This is a genomic window from Rhizobium sp. BK060 (assembly GCF_014193145.1).
GTDB lineage: Bacteria > Pseudomonadota > Alphaproteobacteria > Rhizobiales > Rhizobiaceae > Rhizobium.
The window spans coordinates 136,029-154,386 of sequence record NZ_JACHYW010000005.1; the positions used below are offsets into that span (position 1 = coordinate 136,029).

Annotated in this window: 17 protein-coding genes and 4 pseudogenes; 11 read left to right on the plus strand and 10 right to left on the minus strand. The window is 59.0% G+C overall.

All coding sequences use genetic code 11. From position 1 onward, the window contains the following. Window positions 1–29 precede the first annotated feature (29 nt). The 3 genes and pseudogenes from FHT71_RS07560 to FHT71_RS31465 all read left to right on the plus strand — a co-directional run. Window positions 30–623, plus strand: coding sequence for a TetR/AcrR family transcriptional regulator (locus FHT71_RS07560; RefSeq protein WP_132588982.1), 594 nt, complete (start codon window positions 30–32; stop codon window positions 621–623). A gap of 114 nt (window positions 624–737) precedes the next feature. Continuing rightward, window positions 738–1,079 (plus strand): annotated as a pseudogene (locus tag FHT71_RS07565) (pyridoxamine 5'-phosphate oxidase family protein); the annotation flags it as partial. Window positions 1,080–1,098: 19 nt separating this feature from the next. Next, window positions 1,099–1,185: pseudogene (locus FHT71_RS31465) on the plus strand (alpha/beta hydrolase); the annotation flags it as partial. A 469-nt stretch (window positions 1,186–1,654) separates the two neighbouring features. On the opposite strand, the gene FHT71_RS07570 reads toward FHT71_RS31465, so the two are convergent. Beyond that, a complete protein-coding gene (locus FHT71_RS07570; protein ID WP_132588983.1) occupies window positions 1,655–2,020 on the minus strand; it encodes a hypothetical protein in 366 nt (121 codons plus the stop codon). Window positions 2,021–2,231: 211 nt separating this feature from the next. Here FHT71_RS07570 and FHT71_RS07575 point away from each other — a divergent pair. Next, window positions 2,232–3,580 (plus strand): annotated as a pseudogene (locus FHT71_RS07575) (IS1182 family transposase). A gap of 165 nt (window positions 3,581–3,745) precedes the next feature. On the opposite strand, the gene FHT71_RS07580 reads toward FHT71_RS07575, so the two are convergent. Next, entirely contained in the window at window positions 3,746–4,090 is a 345-nt protein-coding gene (locus FHT71_RS07580) for a helix-turn-helix domain-containing protein (RefSeq protein ID WP_132588984.1), read from the minus strand. 108 nt (window positions 4,091–4,198) lie between these two features. Between FHT71_RS07580 and FHT71_RS07585 the strand changes: the two genes are divergently transcribed. Further along, window positions 4,199–4,945, plus strand: a complete 747-nt coding sequence (locus tag FHT71_RS07585; RefSeq protein ID WP_007797323.1) for a glucose 1-dehydrogenase — start codon at window positions 4,199–4,201, stop codon at window positions 4,943–4,945. A 214-nt stretch (window positions 4,946–5,159) separates the two neighbouring features. Here the strand turns inward: FHT71_RS07585 and FHT71_RS07590 are convergent, their stop codons facing one another. From FHT71_RS07590 to FHT71_RS07610, 5 genes are all read right to left on the minus strand, one after another. Further along, window positions 5,160–5,957, minus strand: coding sequence for an ABC transporter ATP-binding protein (locus FHT71_RS07590; protein WP_132588985.1), 798 nt, complete (start codon window positions 5,955–5,957; stop codon window positions 5,160–5,162). Between the two features lie 11 nt (window positions 5,958–5,968). Continuing rightward, window positions 5,969–6,862 carry a nitrate ABC transporter permease gene (gene ntrB / locus FHT71_RS07595; protein ID WP_132588986.1) on the minus strand — a complete coding sequence of 298 codons (894 nt, stop codon included), beginning with the start codon at window positions 6,860–6,862 and terminating at the stop codon, window positions 5,969–5,971. A 59-nt stretch (window positions 6,863–6,921) separates the two neighbouring features. After that, window positions 6,922–8,235 carry a CmpA/NrtA family ABC transporter substrate-binding protein gene (locus FHT71_RS07600; protein WP_132588987.1) on the minus strand — a complete coding sequence of 438 codons (1,314 nt, stop codon included), beginning with the start codon at window positions 8,233–8,235 and terminating at the stop codon, window positions 6,922–6,924. 353 nt (window positions 8,236–8,588) lie between these two features. Continuing rightward, window positions 8,589–9,629 (minus strand): DUF3095 family protein, encoded by a 1,041-nt coding sequence (locus FHT71_RS07605; RefSeq protein WP_132588988.1) that lies wholly within the window; start codon window positions 9,627–9,629, stop codon window positions 8,589–8,591. A 67-nt stretch (window positions 9,630–9,696) separates the two neighbouring features. Beyond that, the gene (locus FHT71_RS07610; RefSeq protein WP_132588989.1) at window positions 9,697–10,092 is read right to left on the minus strand and encodes an Ohr family peroxiredoxin; all 396 of its coding nucleotides are present in this window, start codon (window positions 10,090–10,092) and stop codon (window positions 9,697–9,699) included. Window positions 10,093–10,320: 228 nt separating this feature from the next. On the opposite strand from FHT71_RS07610, the gene FHT71_RS07615 reads away from it, so the two are divergent. The 6 genes and pseudogenes from FHT71_RS07615 (at window position 10,321) to FHT71_RS07640 (ending at window position 15,837) form a co-directional block, all read left to right on the plus strand. Beyond that, complete coding sequence (locus FHT71_RS07615) at window positions 10,321–11,628, plus strand: epoxide hydrolase family protein (protein WP_132588990.1); 1,308 nt, start codon at window positions 10,321–10,323, stop codon at window positions 11,626–11,628. Window positions 11,629–11,682: 54 nt separating this feature from the next. Continuing rightward, the gene (locus tag FHT71_RS07620) at window positions 11,683–12,090 is read left to right on the plus strand and encodes an Ohr family peroxiredoxin (RefSeq protein ID WP_132588991.1); all 408 of its coding nucleotides are present in this window, start codon (window positions 11,683–11,685) and stop codon (window positions 12,088–12,090) included. 96 nt (window positions 12,091–12,186) lie between these two features. Next, window positions 12,187–15,057 carry a winged helix-turn-helix domain-containing protein gene (locus FHT71_RS07625; protein ID WP_132588992.1) on the plus strand — a complete coding sequence of 957 codons (2,871 nt, stop codon included), beginning with the start codon at window positions 12,187–12,189 and terminating at the stop codon, window positions 15,055–15,057. A gap of 42 nt (window positions 15,058–15,099) precedes the next feature. Further along, a pseudogene (locus FHT71_RS31470) lies at window positions 15,100–15,446 on the plus strand (DUF6428 family protein); the annotation flags it as partial. Beyond that, window positions 15,371–15,592: a hypothetical protein gene (locus FHT71_RS07635; protein WP_132588994.1), complete on the plus strand. Its 222-nt coding sequence runs from the start codon at window positions 15,371–15,373 to the stop codon at window positions 15,590–15,592. The pseudogene FHT71_RS31470 and the gene FHT71_RS07635, both read left to right, overlap by 76 nt. Window positions 15,593–15,666: 74 nt before the next feature. Then, entirely contained in the window at window positions 15,667–15,837 is a 171-nt protein-coding gene (locus FHT71_RS07640; RefSeq protein WP_165933055.1) for a hypothetical protein, read from the plus strand. Window positions 15,838–15,927: 90 nt separating this feature from the next. Here the strand turns inward: FHT71_RS07640 and FHT71_RS07645 are convergent, their stop codons facing one another. The 3 genes from FHT71_RS07645 to FHT71_RS07655 all read right to left on the minus strand — a co-directional run bounded on the left by FHT71_RS07645 (window position 15,928) and on the right by FHT71_RS07655 (window position 18,300). Next, window positions 15,928–17,160, minus strand: coding sequence for an alpha/beta hydrolase (locus FHT71_RS07645; RefSeq protein WP_183719367.1), 1,233 nt, complete (start codon window positions 17,158–17,160; stop codon window positions 15,928–15,930). A gap of 124 nt (window positions 17,161–17,284) precedes the next feature. Then, complete coding sequence (locus FHT71_RS07650; protein ID WP_007797336.1) at window positions 17,285–17,497, minus strand: hypothetical protein; 213 nt, start codon at window positions 17,495–17,497, stop codon at window positions 17,285–17,287. Next, window positions 17,494–18,300 (minus strand): DUF2092 domain-containing protein, encoded by an 807-nt coding sequence (locus FHT71_RS07655; RefSeq protein ID WP_132588996.1) that lies wholly within the window; start codon window positions 18,298–18,300, stop codon window positions 17,494–17,496. The genes FHT71_RS07650 and FHT71_RS07655 overlap by 4 nt, the downstream gene beginning before the upstream one ends. Window positions 18,301–18,358 lie beyond the last annotated feature (58 nt).

The following is an 18,358-nucleotide window of genomic DNA, read 5'->3' on the forward strand; positions in this document are numbered from 1 at the left end:
TACGGCTCGTACGTGAAATTGAGGATGGAATGGGGAAAAGACGCAGCGAAACGATGCAGGAAAACCGCGTCAAGTTGATAGCGGCTGCGCGGAAGGCTTTTGCGGAAAAGGGGTACTCCGCAGCATCAATGGACGAGCTGACGGCTGACGTCGGTCTGACACGGGGTGCGCTTTACCACAACTTCGGAGACAAGCGCGGGCTCCTGGCGGCGGTCGTCGATCAGATTGACATGGAAATGGCGGCGCGCGCTAAGGAGATCGGGGCTCGGGCGGGTAATGATTGGCAGGGTCTGCTCGCCGAGGGTGCGGCCTATATCGAGATGGCGCTTAATCCAGAAGTCCAACGCATCGTTCTGCTCGACGGACCTGCGGTGTTAGGCGATCCCTCGCAGTGGCCCAGCCAGAACAGTTGTCTACAGGTGACCAAGAGCACTGTGGAGCGCCTTATCGCACAAGGCGTCCTCAAGCCGCTTGACGCAGAGGCGGCGGCCCGGTTGCTGAGCGGCGCGGCTCTCAATGCTGCTCTCTGGATCGCCGCGAGCGAAAACCCGCAGAGTGTGCTGCCGAAGGCGGTCGAGGCTTTTCGTTTCATGGCGGCAGGTCTGCTTTTGGAGCCTTTGTGATCTACTAAAGGCCATAGTCGAGCGTTCAGACCAGACTTTGGCTTCGCCGAATGCTCAAGTGAAGCTGCAGCCTTCAAGACCGCGGGGGGCTCGCCAGTGTCTCGGAGACCGGGTGGCTGGCCCTATATCCAGTACCGTGGTGGCCCCGCGGGCTTTCTCACCACCGTCGATGCATCGACGCTGGCGTTCGCGGATTTTCGCGGTAACCGGCAATACATCACTACGGGTAATGTGCGGGCGAATGACCGCGTCTCGTTGTTCCTGATGGACTATACGCACCGGCAGCGTCTGAAGATCTTTGGTCACATGCGCATCATCGATGCCGCAGACGATCCGGTGTTGGCGAAGAAGCTGACCGTTCCCGACTACCCCGCTCGCGTGGAACGCCTCGTCCTCATCGCGGTGGAGGCGTTCGACTGGAACTGCCCGCAGCACATCACGCCGCGCTTCACATAGGCTGAGCTAGAGCGTTGGCGATTGGGATAACCAGATGCTGTTCTTCCTCGGTATAGGCTTCGAGTTCATTGCCCACGACCGGAAGGGTCGTGGCCGCTCAAGTAGGAGACACATGCCGAAATGGCGGCTTTAAAGCGTCGCGGCACGAAAGCCGCTGGTCCGCTTGCGGCCCCTAAGCGGACTAAATGGGCGGCGCTTCTCTAATCGGCGGGCGCTTACGGTCCGCTGGTTTCGTTATTTCTTCTTCTCTTGATCGTGATGCCACTTGATGGCGAAGAACATGCCCGTGCCTAACACGAGAAGCTTGAGCGGAAAGAAGACTATAGGGAACCAATCCCACATTTCGGATATTTCCAGGCTATTACTTGACACTCTATCGTGAGGGAGCACTACCTCAAAACTGCTGCATACAACATCAGCCATGTTGACGCAGATGAGATCATAACATTCCCATCACACGTCATGAGTGGGCTTGCCCCATGTTTCCCGACAGGTTGTTTAACCTAACAAGCTGGTGACCGCTTCTGGCGCGAAGTCGCCACCTTCTCATGACCGCGTCTGGTCCGATGCCTTCATCAGTTGTAGTCGGGGAAGGTCACTCGCTTATCGTCTGGCGCGTCCGCCCACGCGCGATAGGCCTCGTAGGTCACCGCACCGGACGCGATCCCCTTGATCATGCGACGGCACACCTCGGTCGTGGCCTTCTCTGCCGACATTCCGCTATCGCGCTCCAGTTCTGCCCTTGCTTGCTCGGTCATTGCCGCCAGTCCACGCTCGGAACACCCTTGAATAATTCGGGAGTGCGCTTCCGGCCGCTTACGAATTAGTGAAGCGTTGTGTTCGAAGGTTTCTCTGTTCCACGGACCGCCATCGGCCCTAACTGGAGACGAAATTGTAAGTGCAATAATGAAAGCCGTGACCAACTGAATTCGATACTGCATTCCGGCACCCTGTCTTAGGTTGTGCCGCCGAAGCAAAGCAGTTTTTACGTGTTAATGCAACTCGTTTGCGTGAACTCAGATGGCCGCTTCTGGCGGCGCAGAGCGGTCAATTGCGAATGACCGCAATCGGCCGATTGTGTTGAAAAACTCCGGTGTTGCCTACATCGCAAATAGCTGGTTCACTTCGAATATCTGAAGTGGAGCGAAGCAGATGCTGAGACCGAGGCAAGTCGATCAGGCGGCGTTATTTTATGAGTTTACACTCGAAAGTCATATCCCCGCAGATCATATGCTTCGTTCGATCGACCGCTTCATTGATCTGTCGTCAGTTCGGGGAGAGCTGGCGGGTTTTTACAGTCACACGGGTCGGCCATCGGTCGATCCGGAGCTGATGATCCGCATGCTGTTCGTCGGCTATTGCTTTGGCATCCGTTCGGAACGTCGGTTATGCGAGGAGGTCCATTTGAACTTGGCCTACCGCTGGTTCTGTCGTCTCGGTCTTGATGGCCGGGTACCGGATCATTCGACCTTTTCGAAGAATCGTCACGGGCGCTTCAGGGAGAGCGATCTCTTTCGACGCGTGTTCGAGATGGTTGTGTCTCGCTGCATGGAAGAAGGGTTCGTTGGCGGTGAAGGCTTTGCCGTGGATGGCAGTCTCATCAAGGCAGATGCCAATCGCCAGAGCGGCATTGAAGGAGCCACCTGGACAGTACCGGAAAAGGCCAATCGTGCGGTCAAAGAATACGTCGCAGCCTTGGATGACGCAGCGTTCGGCTCCGCGACTGCAGTTACACCGAAGTTCATCTCGCCTGTCGACCCCGCAGCGCGTTGGACCGCCGCCAACGGTGGCGCAGCCTTCTTTGCCTATACTGCCAACTACATGATCGATCTCGACCACGCGATCATCGTCGATGTCGAGGCTTCAACCGCCGTTCGTCAGGCAGAGGTGACTGCCGCCAAGTGTATGATTGAGCGCACAAAGGAGGCGTTCGACCTTTATCCGGCCAGGCTCGCCGCCGACACTGGATATGGCTCGGCAGAGATGCTCGGTTGGCTGGTGCACGAGCAGGCATCGAGCCACATATTCCGGTCTTCGACAAGTCGGGCAGAACAGATGGCACATTCTCTCGCAAGGACTTCGCCTGGGATCGGCAGCACGACGTTTACCGCTGCCCTGCAGACAAGGTGTTGACCACCAGCGGCACAGTCGTCAACGACAACCAGCTCCTGTATCGCGCCAGCAAATACGACTGCCAGGTCTGCGAACTCAAAGCGGGATGCTGCCCAAAGGAACCGGCACGCAAGGTTCCGCGATCGATTCACGAGGGTGCGCGAGATATGGCTCGCGATATCGCCAAGACCGAAGCCTATGCGATGTCGCGGCGACAGAGGAAGAAGATCGAGATGTTGTTTGCCCATCTCAAGCGTATTCTCAAGCTGGATCGATTGCGATTAAGAGGGCCGAATGGCGCAAGGGATGAATTCCATCTCGCAGCCACAGCCCAAAACCTCAGAAAGCTCGCCAAACTGATCCCGATGCCGGAACCCAGACCGGCATAACGGCGACGAACCCTCTCAAAACCGGCCTGCTCATCTATCGCCTCAAGGTATCGGCCGAGAACGCGCCGACTTTTTCAACGAAATCGGCCCAAAGCGGTCGCTATGACGCTCGAAAGATATCACCAAACTCAGGAGGGACAGCTCGCCCAACGGGTCATATAGCTGTCAATCCGCCTTCGCCTCTCCGGGAAGCCATCCGTAAGCACTCAGAATGGCCATGGCGAGACCTGGAAAGCGTTCATCCAATTCCGAGCAGCGCGAATGGTTATGCATTTCCACGCCCTGACGCTCGCAGCGGATAAGGCCGGCCTCGCGCAGCACTTTGATGTGGTTTGATAGCGATGACTTGGGGATTACGCGCTCGCGCATGTTGGCAAGCGCAGCGCACGTCCCGCCGGAGCCGCCGCCCGCAATTTGCGCAAATATCGCCGCACGTTCCGGATCGGAGAGGGCATGCAGGATCGCTTCAGGCCGTACGTCCTCGATTGCTGGATGAAAGAGCGGTCTCATGATTTTTTGTATATGGGGACTTGAAACCAAGATCAACACTTCCGAACTTCCGAACTATGGAACAATGCCGCCAATTCCGACGGCACTCCGAGTTGAAAGGAATTCGCCATGGGTAAGCTCGCTGGAAAAGTTGCCGTCGTGACGGGGGGCTCCAAAGGGATCGGTGCCGCGATTGCCAAGGCACTCGCATCGGAAGGTGCACAGGTGGTGGTGAACTACGCTTCGAGTAAGGCGGGGGCGGACGCGGTGGTCCAGACGATCACTGAGGCCGGTGGCAAAGCCATCGCGGTCCAGGGCGACGTTTCGAAGGCCGAACAGGCGCAGGGACTGGTGGACGCTGCGGTCAAGGAATTCGGCCAGCTCGACGTGCTGGTCAACAACTCCGGGGTCTACGAATTCGCGCCGATCGAGCAGGTGACCGAGGAACAGTATCGTCGCATGTTCGACGTGAACGTTCTGGGCGTTCTGCTGAGCACCCAAGCCGCGCTCAAGCATCTCGGTGAGGGCGGCAGCGTCATCAACATCTCGTCGGCGGCGACCAGTCTGGCTCCGCCAGCCTCCAGCGTCTACACCGGGACCAAGGGCGCATTGGACAGCATCACCAGCGTGCTTGCCAATGAGCTGGGCCCGCGCAAAATCCGGGTCAACGCGATCCTTCCGGGCATCGTCGAGACCGAGGGTACCCACACCGCGGGGTTCATCGGCTCGGATTTCGAGCGCAGCGCAGTGACCCAGACTCCGCTCGGCCGCATCGGCCAGCCGGACGACATTGCTGGGGTCGCTGTCTTCCTCGCTTCCGACGATGCCCGCTGGCTGACCGGCGAGCGATTGGTCGCCAGCGGCGGTTTTCGCTAATGATCCGTCGTTGTGGTGCGTGCTCCTTAACGGGCGCACGCACAACGCCTCGCCGGATCTCGTCATCTCGCCTACCAAGATGGTTTACGTGACGATCCTGCGTTCGCGCATATTCTCGCGAAATCCAGATAATGCGGTGGCTGGAGACAGCGCTCGGGATTGCCACGAAGCGATGCTCGGAATGCCCGGGCGCAGCCAATTCGTTTGGCGCTACCTACTCTGCAGCTTCGATGAAACGGTGGCGTTCGTAGAGGAACTTCAGCACGGCTTCGCGGCATTTGAGGTATGTCCGGTCGGAGGCGAGTTCGATGCGATTGCGGGGACGGAATATGGTCACATCGAGCACTTCGCCGATGCGGGCCGCCGGGCCATTGGTCATCATCACGATGCGATCGGATAGGAGCACTGCTTCATCGACATCATGGGTAATCATCACCATCGTGTTGCCAAGCCGGGCGTGGATTTCCATCACCGCGTCCTGAAGATGCGCGCGGGTTAGCGCATCGAGCGCGCCGAAGGGCTCGTCGAGCAGCAGGATCTTCGGCTCCATTGAAAGCGCGCGGGCAATCCCGACGCGCTGTTTCATACCCCCGGAAATTTCTGAAGGCCGCTTGTCCTTGGCATGCGCCATCTGCACAAGGTCAAGGTTGGCCATGACCCAATCATGCCGCTCGGCCTTGCTCTTTGTTCTGTTGAAGAGTTTGGAGACGGCGAGGTTCACGTTCTCGTAGACCGTCAGCCACGGCAGAAGTGAGTGGTTCTGGAAGACGACGGCGCGTTCCGGGCCAGGTTCGTTGACCTCGCGGTTTTCAAGAAGCACGGCGCCCGCTGAAACCGGGGTCAGGCCGGCAATGAGGTTGAGCAGAGTGGACTTGCCGCAGCCCGAATGGCCGATGATCGAGACGAATTCGCCCTCGGAAATCGTCAGGTTGATGTCCTTCAGGACCTCGGCGCGCACGCCGCCCCGATCGAAATGTTTGTCGATATGGTCGAGCTTCAGATATGCGTTCATCAGTGCGTTCCTCAGTTGGCCATGGCGCCGCGGGTGATAAGTTTGCCGAGCGCGGCCACCAGCTTGTCGAGGGCGAAGCCGACGACGCCGATATAGGCGAGCGCGACGATGATGTCTGGAAGGCGCGACGAGTTCCACGCGTCCCAGATGAAGAAGCCGATACCGACGCCGCCAGTCAGCATTTCGGCCGCGACGATGGCGAGCCAGGAGAGACCGACGCCGATCCTGAGGCCGGTGAAGATGTAGGGGGCTGCCGAAGGCAGCATGATCTTGAAGAAAAATTCGAATTGGTTGAGGCGCAGCACCTCGGCGACGTTGCGGTAGTCCTGCGGGATGTTGCGTACGCCGACGGCGGTATTGATAATCACCGGCCAGATCGAGGTGATGAAGATAACGAAGATTGCCGAAGGGTTGGAATCCTGGAAGGCTGCGAGCGACAGCGGCAGCCAGGCAAGCGGCGGAACCGTACGCAGCACCTGGAAGATCGGATCGAGGCCACGCATCGCCCAGATCGACTGGCCGATGATCGCACCGATGATGACGCCGGCGACCGCCGCAAGCCCAAAGCCATAAACCACGCGTTGCAGCGAAACGAGCACGCGCCAGCCGAGCCCGATATCCTGGGAGCCGTAGTTGAAGAACGGATAGGCGATAAGGTCATAGCTATCCTGCCAGACCTGATGCGGCGAGGGCAAAGACGCATCCGTCGATGAACAGAGCACCTGCCAGACGAGAAGAATGAGTGTCAGCACGACGGCTGGCGGAACGACATTGCGAAGTGCGGCCAATCCCGCACGACGAACGTCGATCCGCGATCCATGCTTGCCGGAAAATGGCAGAACCGTTGCCGCCGGCTTGGCAGAGGCGGCCATTGAGGGGTTTTCTTTATTTGCCAGGGCGGACATCAACGCGCTCCTCACGTGAATGAAAGGCCGGCGCGCCCGTTGCGCGCCGGAGGTGGGTGTCAGGAGGCAGCCTTGATCGAAAGGCTGTCGAGATAGGCAAAGGGATTTTCAGGGTCGAAGACCTTGCCGTCGAAAAAGGTCTCCTTGCCGCGGGATGACGATGCGGGAATGTCGGCTGCAGCGACGCCGAGATCCTTGGCGGCCTCGCGCCAGATGTCTTCGCGGTTCACCTGGTTGACCAGCGCCTTGATGTCGGTATTCGCAGGCAGATTTCCCCAGCGGATGTTTTCGGTCATGAACCAGGTATCGTGGCTCTTGAAGGGGTAGGAGGCGCCGTCTTTCCAGAACTTCATATAAAGGTCAGTGGCCTTGACCTCACGGCTGTTGCCATAATTGATGTCGCCCTTGAGGCGGCCGAGCACATCCTTCGTCGGGACGTTGAACCACTGGCGCTTGCCGAGGATATCTGCCATCTCCGCCTTGTTGTCCATGCTCTCGCACCACTGCTGAGCCTCCATGACAGCCATCAGCAGGGCCTTGGCAGCGTTGGGATTCTTTTCAATCCAGTCGGCACGGAGCCCGAGCGCCTTTTCGGGATGACCCTTCCAGAGTTCGCCGGTGGTGGCTGCGGTGAAGCCGATGCCCTGGTTGACGAGCTGCTCATTCCACGGTTCGCCTACACAGAAGACGTCCATGTTGCCGACCTTCATGTTGGCAACCATCTGCGGCGGCGGCACGACGATGGTCGAAACGTCCTTGTTCGGATCGATGCCACCGGCGGCGAGCCAGTAACGGATCCAAAGGTCGTGGGTGCCGCCCGGGAACGTCATGGCGGCTTTGACTTCCTTGCCTTCCGCCTTCTTTCTCTCGAAGGCGGCCTTCAGTTTGGAGGCATCGAGCTGAACGCCGGTTTCGGCATATTCCTTGGAGACGGAAATGCCCTGGCTGTCGAGATTGAGCCGGGCCAGAATCGCCATCGGTACCGGCTTATTGTTCTGCGTCACCTTGCCGGTATGCATGAGATATGGGAGCGGCGAAAGGATGTGAGCGCCATCGATGCCGTTTGCGGCACCGCCCAGCACCAGATTGTCGCGCGTCGCACCCCAGGATGCTTGTTTTGCGACATCCGTTTCCGGAAGGCCATGCTTGTCGAAGAAGCCCTTTTCCTTGGCGATGATCAGCGGAGCGGAATCCGTAAGAGCGATAAAGCCCAGCTTGACACCTTTCACTTCAGGGCCTGCCCCGGCTGCGAAGGCGCCGGACGGGAAGGCAGTCTTGACGGCGCCGATGAGGGCAGCCGTTGCAGTCATCTTGAGCATGCTGCGGCGGGTCATGCCGGTTGTCGAAATCCCAGTCGTCGAAATCTTTGTCATGCGCAGGTTCCCTCTGCTGGCTGAATTTGGACACAAAAAAACGCCGCCGGAAATTGCGTTCGCGGGATCGGATGATCCCGGACCTCAAAAACCTTGCGACGTCGGTGTCGTTTGCAGGCGCTTATGCCGCGCCTGTCTGCGCCGGTCGCCGTTGACCGGGGCGTCTTGAGACGTGCAATCAGCGTGCCAGTTCTAAGACTAACGGGTAACAGCATGAAACAAGAGGAGAAATCGGATAATTCCGCTGATGTGCATTTTTTATGCATATTTAAATTATGCGGACATTTTGTGCAATTGCCTGCTGCGACCGCTGTCGTAAGAGCGCTTATTGTGCAGTGCACACGAAGCGATTTTTAGCGCTGCTTCAGGGCGACAGGGGTGCTCTTTTGTGCCTCAAGCAGTGAGGCGGCGGCCGTATATCCACCGCCCATTCCGTCCAGAAAGTGCAAATGGGACCCTCGCGCGTCGAGGGGGACGAGGCAGGTCATGATTGCGTGAGATTGGCGATGTAGGCCGAAGTAGACTTCGCCTCGTTCTTTTGCCGAACTCAGGAGCGCTACGACCTTCTTCGTTTGCTCCAGCGTACAGTCCACGGTCAAGCGAAGGACGTCGTCGTATCTGCGGTAGTCCGAATTCAAAACGACATCTGCCCATCCCTTGCCGCCGAGATAATCAGCAACATCGTCGGTGATCACGACGTCATCGGGAACAGGGCGTGATGAGCCGTCCGCTACGCCGAGCACAGTTAGCAACTGTCTTGCCAGTATGGTGAAGGAGTCTGGCGTCGCGTGATCCTGTGGCTCCACAAGAAGCGAGAGGATATCACCACGTTGGCTTGGGATTGGTGCCCACTCGCAGGTCAACCCTTTCAGATCAGGCGCTGTGTATTCCTCACAAGGAGAAAGCGCATAATTTCCTGCCTTGATCTCCCGGTCAGCCCAGTCAAGGCCCCCACCGGCGAACATGGCATAGGTGGCTGTTTCCGACGCGGCGAAATGCGCGACTTTCACGTCCCATCCGGCAGCGCGTAAATCACCCACGGCCACAAGACCGATCCTGAGGTTGAGTTGCAGTTGATCTCGAGCGTAGCCCGCGACACGCCGAAGGACGCCGACCGCGGTTCTCTTTGCACCGGGATCGAAGGCAAATGCTGCGCCGTCGCCACGAAACACGAATGGAAAGTCGAAGTTGCCAAAGGCATTGCCAATCGCCGCTATGGCCGAAGCGCCCGCGTAGTTGACATCCTTGTGTTGGCCCCGGGCGATAGCCGAGGTTGAATCGACGACGTCGGTAATCCCAACCATCCAGTCGTCCGGTAGCGGTATGTAGAGAGTCGTGTCCAGCAATTCGGCAAAATCGCCGCTGGCTTTGAGCTGTCGGAATGCCTTGTCCATTGAAGCCTCCCACCTTTAAAGGTTACCCGGCTGGCCAGCCATCTTAGCAAGCCAGCCGGGCTTCGGTTCACATAAGGGTCGTCACGACATCTACCTTGCCGTGCGTTGCCTTCGAGTACGGGCAGATGTTGTGGGCGTCATCCAGCAGCGCCGTTGCGACCGCAGGGTCGACACCAGGGACGCTTACGTTGAGGCGAGCACTGAGGAAGTACGCGCCATCCTCGAGATTCAAGTCGATCTCGGCGTCGACCGCGACTCCTTCCGGAAGCTTGATGTGTTTCTGCGACGCGGCATACTCGATAGCGCCCATGTAGCAGGCGGACCAGGCGGCACCGAACAGGTTTTCTGCTGCCGGATGTGGCTGCTTCATCTTGATGTCCAGATGGCCATCGCTGCTGCGTGCGCCGCCGTCGCGGCCGTTTGTGTTGTGGGTCTTACCGGTGAAAAGAACCTTGTGTGTCATGGCGAAACTCCTCTGTGTTGGTTGAGTGTCTGCACCGTTGTGCTGCCAACAGAGGTACTGCCGCACGACCGAAATCGCACGTTAGGCGTTGTTAGACGTTGATTGACGCGGCCCTCCAACAAACAAGGACTAACAACGCCTAACGTGAGCGTCGGACCTCCTCGGCGTAGCTTTTGGGGCAGCACAACGGTGCAGACTCTCAATCGCCATTTCTCGAGGAGAGAGACCATGATCACCACCAGAACCGAAGTTATCGACGTGAATCGACGCCGGCTTTTGGGTGCCGCCGCAACCGGCGTCGCCGCACTCGGCATCGCAAACCTGTTCGCCGGCCGCTCTATTGCAGCGAGCGATCCCGAAGCGATCCGCCCGTACCGGGTCAACCTTCCAGAAGCTGATCTTGACGACCTACGTTATCGGCTGGCCCATACCCGCTTGCCGGAGAAAGAAACGGTGAGCGACTTCTCGCAAGGGGTGCCGCTGAAGACCATCAAGCAGGTCTTGCGCCACTGGCAGAATGAGTATGATTGGCGCAAGGTCGAAGCCCGGATCAATGCCGTACCGAACTTCATCACGGAGATCGACGGCCTGGATATCCACTTCATCCACGTTCGTTCGAAGCACGAGAACGCTTTGCCGCTGATCGTGACGCATGGTTGGCCAGGCTCCATCATCGAGCAATTGAAGATTATCGGCCCCCTAACCGACCCGACTGCATATGGCGGTGAAGCTTCCGATGCCTTCCATGTGGTCATCCCGTCCATGCCCGGATACGGCTTCTCGGGCAAGCCCGACGCCACAGGCTGGGGGCCGGAACGGATTGCAAGGGCATGGGTCACCCTGATGCGGCGGCTTGGATACAAGAACTTCGTCGCCCAGGGCGGTGACTGGGGTGCGGTCGTCACCGACATGATCGGCGTTCAGGCCCCGCCAGAGCTGCTGGGCATTCATACGAACATGCCGGGGGCCATTCCGGAGGAGATCAATAACGCCTCCTTTGCCGGCGCTCCTGTTCCGGATGGCTTGTCAGACGAGGAGCGTAGTTCCTACGACCAGCTCGTCTTCTTCTACAAGCACGTCTATTACGCCTTCCTGATGGGAACGCGGCCGCAGACGCTAACCGGATTGGCCGATTCACCGATCGCGCTTGCGACCTACATGCTCGACCACGACGCCCGTAGCCTCGAACTCATCGCGCGTTCCTTTGATGGCCAGAAGGAAGGCCTCAGTCCCGACGACGTGCTCGACAACGTCACGCTGTTCTGGCTGACCAATACGGGCGTATCAGCCGCTCGTCTCTATTGGGAAAACAAGCTTGCCTTCTTCGCGCCCAAGGGCGTCAAAGTACCCGTCGCAGTGAGTGTGTTCCCGGACGAGCTGTACCAGACACCGCGCAAGTGGGCTGAAGCCGCCTATCCCAACCTCATCCACTACAACAAAGTGGAAAAGGGCGGCCATTTCGCAGCCTGGGAGCAGCCCAAGCTGTTTGTCGATGAAGTGCGGGCCGGGTTCCGCAGTCTGCGTAAATCTGGCTGACCTTTGTCGGGCGCGCGCACCTGCGCGCGCCCGCTCCTTCAACAGGGTACGACCATGCAACATGTGCACACTGCCAGGACAGAGACAATTGGCAGCCGAGAGAATGGGTTCGCGCGCAGCTCGGACGGCGCTCTCGACATTAGACTATCAAATCCCGCTGGTGATCGGCTGGGCACGAACCCGGAGCAACTTGTCGCGATCGCCTGGTCCGCGAGTTTCGCAAGTTCGATGAAACATGTCGCCAACCTCCGGCAAATCAAGCTCCATTCGGACGTCAGGATATACGCCAACGTAGATTTATCGTCAGACGATAAGGGATATGTCGTCGGTATCCGCTTGGATATCTACCTCCCAGGAGTGGATCGCGAAATTGCATCGCTCTTAATCGAAGCGGCTCGACTTGAGTGCCCATATTGTCGAGCGACCCGGGGTAACATCCATGCCTATTACAATCTCGTTTGATTGCCCGTGTGGGTAAACCGGATGTTGAGCCACAATGGCGTCGAAGAAGACGTTGGAGTATAACGAGCGCGGTGGAGGTGATCAGGGGGAAATGCCATGCTGCGGGCTGATGGGGATACAGCAGGTGACCTGTCCTTCGGCCCCTTCTGTTTGAATGTGGGCCGGCGGCTTCTCGCTAAGGAAGGGGTTCCAGTCGAGCTTGGCGCGCGGGCTTTGGACCTCTTGATCGCGCTTGTATCCACTCCCAACACCCTCTTGAGCAAAACCGATCTGATGTCCCGGATTTGGCCGGATGTTGTCGTTGAAGAGGGCAATCTGCGCTTCCACATGACCGGGTTGCGCAAAGCCCTCGGCGACGGGCAGGATGGAGCGCGTTACATCACCACGATCCCCGGCCGTGGCTACTGCTTCGTTGCCCCGATCTCGGGCTCGTACCCTGCGCTGGGCCCCGGTGGTGACGCAGTGAAATTCAGGCATGCTAATCTTCCCAACCGCTTGGAACGCATGGTGGGACGTGAGAGCGATATACTTGACCTCTCCGAGAGGGTGTCGAGATTTCCTGTCGTTTCCATCGTGGGAGGTGGAGGCGTCGGGAAGACTACCGTGGCAATAGCATTGGCCAATCAACTGTCGGGAGCGTTCGATGGTGCCGCGGTGCTTGCTGATTTCGGAACGCTAAGCGATCCATCGCTCGTTTCGCCCGCCCTCGCGTCCATGCTCGGAATACCTGTCGGCTCCGATGACGTGCGACCCAGTTTGCTCGCCTACCTCAGAGATAAGCGTATCCTTCTTGTGTTCGATACCTGCGAGCACGTGGTGGATACCGTGGCAGACCTTGCAGCGAGCATAATCGACGCCGCGCCGCAGGTCCGCATTTTGGTCACGAGCCGCGAAGCCCTCAGGATCGAGGGTGAAAGCATCTACAAGCTGGACACGCTGGCCTGCGCTCCGATCGATCCGGAAATGACTGCCGAAAAAATTCTTTCCTATCCGGCTTCCCAGATGTTCGCCGAGCGCATCGCCGCGAGCGGAGTGCCGTTGTCCCTCACGGACGACGATGCTCGCATCATTGCGGCGATTTGCAGAAAACTCGATGGCATGGCGCTTGCGCTGGAGCTGGCTGCGAGACGGGTCGAGGCCTATGGCCTCTCCCAGACGGCTGCCCTACTCGACCAGCATCTTGCCCTGGCGTGGGTTGGATCGCGCAACGCGCCGCAACGTCAGAAGACCCTGCAGGCGACCCTTGACTGGAGTTTCGGGCTGCTGTCCGACCTGGATCGAACCGTTCTTCGGAGACTGGCTATCTTTGTTGGCGATTTCACCCTTGATGCCGCCTGGGAGGTGATCGCAACACCGTCCCTTGACCGACCGGCACTCTTTGGTGCTATCGACAGTCTTGTTGCGAAGTCTCTGCTGAGCGCGAATTCGTTCGGCGCGATGATGCGCTATCGATTGCTGGATACCACGCGCGCCTACGCATTGAAGAGCCATACCGAAGATGATCGTGCCGACCTGGCTGCGAGCCACGCCTCGTACTACCGACGTTGGTTGGAGCAGTTTGGTCCGGATTGGCCAACGCTCTCAAGCGGCCCCGAGCGGCTGCCCTATTTCCTTGGCATCAACAACGTCCGGGCCGCCTTAGAATGGTCCTTCGGCGACAACGGCAACACCGAAGTCGGCATCGGTCTGGCCGCAGCCGCGGTTCCAGTATTTCAGGCAATGTCGCTCTTTCCGGAATGCGAGCGCTGGTCCGAGCGCGCGCTTTCTGCAATGGGCGACCATTCTCGGGAAACCCGTGAGGAGATGCATCTACAGGCTGGCCTCGGAATCTCGCGCATGTATCTCCACGGCGGTCGTGACACGCTCCCTGCGCTCATCAGGGGTCTGGAGATTGCCGAAGGTCGAGGAGATGCGGTCGATCAGCTAAAGGTCCTCGGCCCATTGAACATGTTTCATCTACGAACGGGAGACTTCAAATCGGCGCTCCAGTGTGCCTATCGCTGTTCTTCCGTCGCTGAGGCGACCGAAGAGCCGTCCGCGATTTCGCTTGGGCACTTCTTTCTGGGCAATTCATTGCACTTCAGCGGCGAACTCAGCCGCGCCAGGCTCGAACTGGAGGCTGCGTTAGCAAGCGATCCGCTTTCCAGCCGCGCGCCAGGAAGTTATGTCGGTTTCCGAGGACACGGGCTCGCAGGCGGAATACTTGCCAGGAATCTGTGGCTTCAAGGCTTCCCTGACCAAGCCGCCGTCCGGGCACGGCAAGCGATCAAGGAAGCGGCTGAGGCAGATCATTCGTTGACACTTTGCATCGCGCTGCTCGGTGGCATCGCCGTTTTCCTCTGGCGCGGCGACCTAGAGAGTGCGCAAGAGCACATTGATTGGCTGAATTCGCGTGCCGGGCTGCACTCCCTGTCGCCATACGTGTCAGTAGCGAGAGGCTTTGAGGCGGAAATAACTATCCGCCGGGGAGACCCCAGCGCAGGCGTCGACAGCCTCCGTCGATGCATTGAACGGCTGCATGCCTCCACCTATGAGGTCTTCACCACCATGCTTGAAATCTCGCTGATAAACGGATTAGCGGCGCTCGGCAAAGTCGATGAAGGGTTGGAGCGGGTCGAGGCAGCTATCCAATCGGTCGAAACCAAAGGGGATTTCTGTTACGGGCCGGAACTTCTGCGAATAAAGGGGAGCCTTTTGGGATCGGTTTCCCCTTCTGACGAGGCACGCCGTTGCATTGAAGGTGCCATTGCCGCCAGTCGAAAAATGTGCGCACGCAGTTGGGAACTGCGCGCCTCGCGCGATCTCGTTTCATTTGAAGCGGACTTGGGTAAGAAAAAGGAAGCCGCAAAGGCTCTTCGGCTAGTACTTGATGAGTTCGCCGAGGGCCACGACACTGACGATCTGCGGGCAGCCAAAGACATAACGATGCACAACGGTGATGTGTCGATCGTTATCGAGGCATCATGAGGTGACGGAACTCGGGGTGTTCTATAGAGGAAACGATGTCGGTCTGAAATCTTCGTGCAACTCTGGGATATCGACGAGGATGGTCGATCCCAATGTCAGCCAAAGAGTTCGCCGCGATCATCCGCAAGGTATCCGAACGCGTCGGCCTCGACGGGTCGGCGAAGCTGACGTTCGAAGTCAGCAACGGCGTCGCGCCGATGCAGCTCTTCAGCGCGACTGCGCCGATCGAAGCCAACGGTGCGCTCCGGGTTGGTCTGATGCCGCGCGCGGCAGATTGCAAACCGCGGGATCGTTGCTGGCGCAATAGGCACATTTGTCCCCGCGCTCTACGGCAGACGCCGACTTCAGCCAGGTTTTCGAGGCTGCCGCGCTCCAAGGGAAAACGCTGAGCAAGAGTTCGGTGGAAGCCATCATCGCCGATAAACTGATTCCCGACGACGAACCGCTCTTGATCGCCGACCTCGTCACGCCCGGTGACCTGCCGGTAGGGCTATTGGGCGTGGGCCGACGCTGCGCTCCGCCCGAGTGCCAGTAAGGTCGCCGCGTTGCTGTTCATTGATGCCGTCTCCATTGAACCAGGGCGTGTCTCACGCAGGCGTCCACCTAGACGTGAAACGCGACACTGATGATCGCACCCTGCTCGACGGCGTCGAAGAGGAAACCGTCGTTGTTGTCGTTCACGCCCACCGCCCGGTAGCCGCTGAAGACGCGACACCAAAACCCGCGCACACGATGGCGGCCCGTAAGACCAAAACCCGCGTGTATTCCCGCTATTCCTGAGACGGAATCGCCGTCTCGCTGTCCCGATCGAACAATGCCAGCAAAAGCTGGTCCTGCCCATGTCTGTTGCAGTAGCTTCTGTCCGCAAAATCAACGTTTGCAGCTCGGCGTCGGTCTGGTCTGATCGCAGTTGGTCGTGGCCGGCTGTGCGCTGCTCGAGCCTGCCAGGGTTCCGACATGGGTGGCATAGTTGTCGCGAGTGTCCTGGTCGACCACAGCAACCGGCGCGGCGAGAACCAGGCCGGCAACGTTCCCAGCGGCCGTCGCAGCCCCGCTGGTCGCCACTAAAATCTGGTCGCCAAGTCCGACGTGACTGTCAGTCAACGTCTGCCCGTCGGAGATACGCTGGCCAATGAGCTGCACGATCTCAGGCGACTCCGCGAATTTGCCGTGGTTCATGCTGTCGCCGGATTTGATCTTGGTGAGGTCGATCACCATGATCTTGTTGTCCTCGAGCTCCTTCTTATACGGGGCCTGCTCCGGATCGATGGCACCAAGCCGGGAGACGTCGCCCCAGACCCGGCGCGAGAAAGCCAGTGCCTTGTCATCACGTGAGACAAACAGCGTGAACTGCGGGTGCTGCTTGCCCATATCCGCGATCTGCTGGCGGAAGACATCGACGTCAACGTCAGGGGCCGCGAGCATGACGTTCTTGAACTTCTCCGGTAGGCGGCCGTTGCGAATGGCCATCTGGCGCAAGGATTCCAGCGCCAGCCAGTTGCCCATCGAATGCGCGAGGATCGAGACCTCCTTCACCTCGGGGTCTTTCGCAAGATACTGGAAGAGTGTCTCCAATGCGTTGCGGGTGTAGTTGGTGCTTTCGCGGTCATAGCCGTAGGCAAGCAGACTGCCGCGCGAGGGCCATGTCACCAGGACGGGGGCGCTATGGACGCCGGAGTCATGGACGATCTGCGCGAAGCGGTAGACGGCATCCTCGAACCTGTTGTTGAAGCCGTGGATGAAGACAAGGACGCTGCCGTCGGGCGCCTTTTTGACGCTCGTGCTCAGCCATTTCTTGGCTTCGTCGATGTTGAGATCGTTGGCCTTCACGGTCGCGAAATCCGTCGCCGGATTGGACGGCAATCTCTTCGGCCAGGCGACCTGCCCTTTCTTGCGAAGTTTGTTGGGCGGAATGGAGATCGTCATGTCGGCGAAGGCCGGGGCCAGCGCACGTTCTCCGTTGAACATCTCACCTGGAACGGTCGACCGGGTGCGGGTCGTCGCGATCAGCATGTCGACCTTCGGCGATTGCGGAGACGTGTCGGCCACGGGTGTCAGCACATCTTTGGGATGTCCTCCGCATCCGGGTAGTGCCACGATCATTGAACATACAAGAAACCAACGAAGCCAACTCTTGTGAGCCGATGCCGACGCTACGCTACTTTGACTGCCCACAGATCGCCCTCATCAAAAAAATGCTGACCGACAGACCCTCGATCGCCTCGTCCTAGCAGTAGTAGACGCCCACCGCGCAGCGCCTGACCGTGCGCCGTGCCACTCCGGCGACGCTGACCGGCGTCAGCGGCCGGCCGATCCGGGCTTCGGCCGGTGTTACGATGCCGTCTGGCACAGGAATTGAAAACTTCTCGGCGACCTCAAGCCCGGAAATTCCAACGGCCGCGGCAATCAGGAGAACTCTCACGCGTCTGAACAGGGTCATTGCTTGGCTCCTTTTGCGAGGTGGTCGGGAAGCTCGTCGGTGTCCTTGAGCTTCGACAGATCGACCTTCTTGGCGTCCGTGGTGTTTTTGAACGTGTAGTCTGCCGCCACGATGTCGGTGTCCGTCTTCCAGTCGCTGATCTGGATGCTGTATTGCGGCCCCTGATCGACCTGCGTCGCGGTGATCACATACCTGCAGGGGTAGGGATGTTCGCCCTGAGCGATCCAAATCTGCCAGTCGACCTCCTTGGCGCGGAAGGCGAGGTGGTCGCACTCGGTGCCGCCGATGACGCCGCTGCCGAGATCCTTCACGTCCGTCACGCCGTCCATCAACGTGCCGTAGACGTCGGGCAACAGGAGGTCGGCACCGGGAACAGGCCGATGCAGCTTGTCTCGCATCTCGTCGACCAGGTGAGCAATGGTTCCGGGCACCTCGGCCTGCGCATAGAGATTGGCGTCCTTGCCGAAAACGGTCGCCGTCTTGCCGTCGAAGACCATCTCGACGTTGGCGAAACCGCCGTGCCGGGTGATGCGGAGCTTGTCCGGTCGGCCGATTTCCACCTTGCCGGAACTTGCCAGCAGGATCTTTTGATGCTCGGGGGTGACGACTTCCAAGTTGGTGTCGTAGGCGAAGGAGATGGCCTTCTGGGAGGCGAGATAGTCGGACATCGCCTTCACCAACTTCTTGGCGTCGGCTTCGTCGGCACGGGTTGCCGACAAGGATCCCGAAACGATCATGGCGAGCGCCCCGGCCGCGAGTGCGATCGCCAACCGATGCTGAGATCTTCCTGATGGTCTGGTCATCGACGCATGCCCTCCCGAGTTGATCCTTGCAATCCGGCGAACTCTACAGTCGGACGAC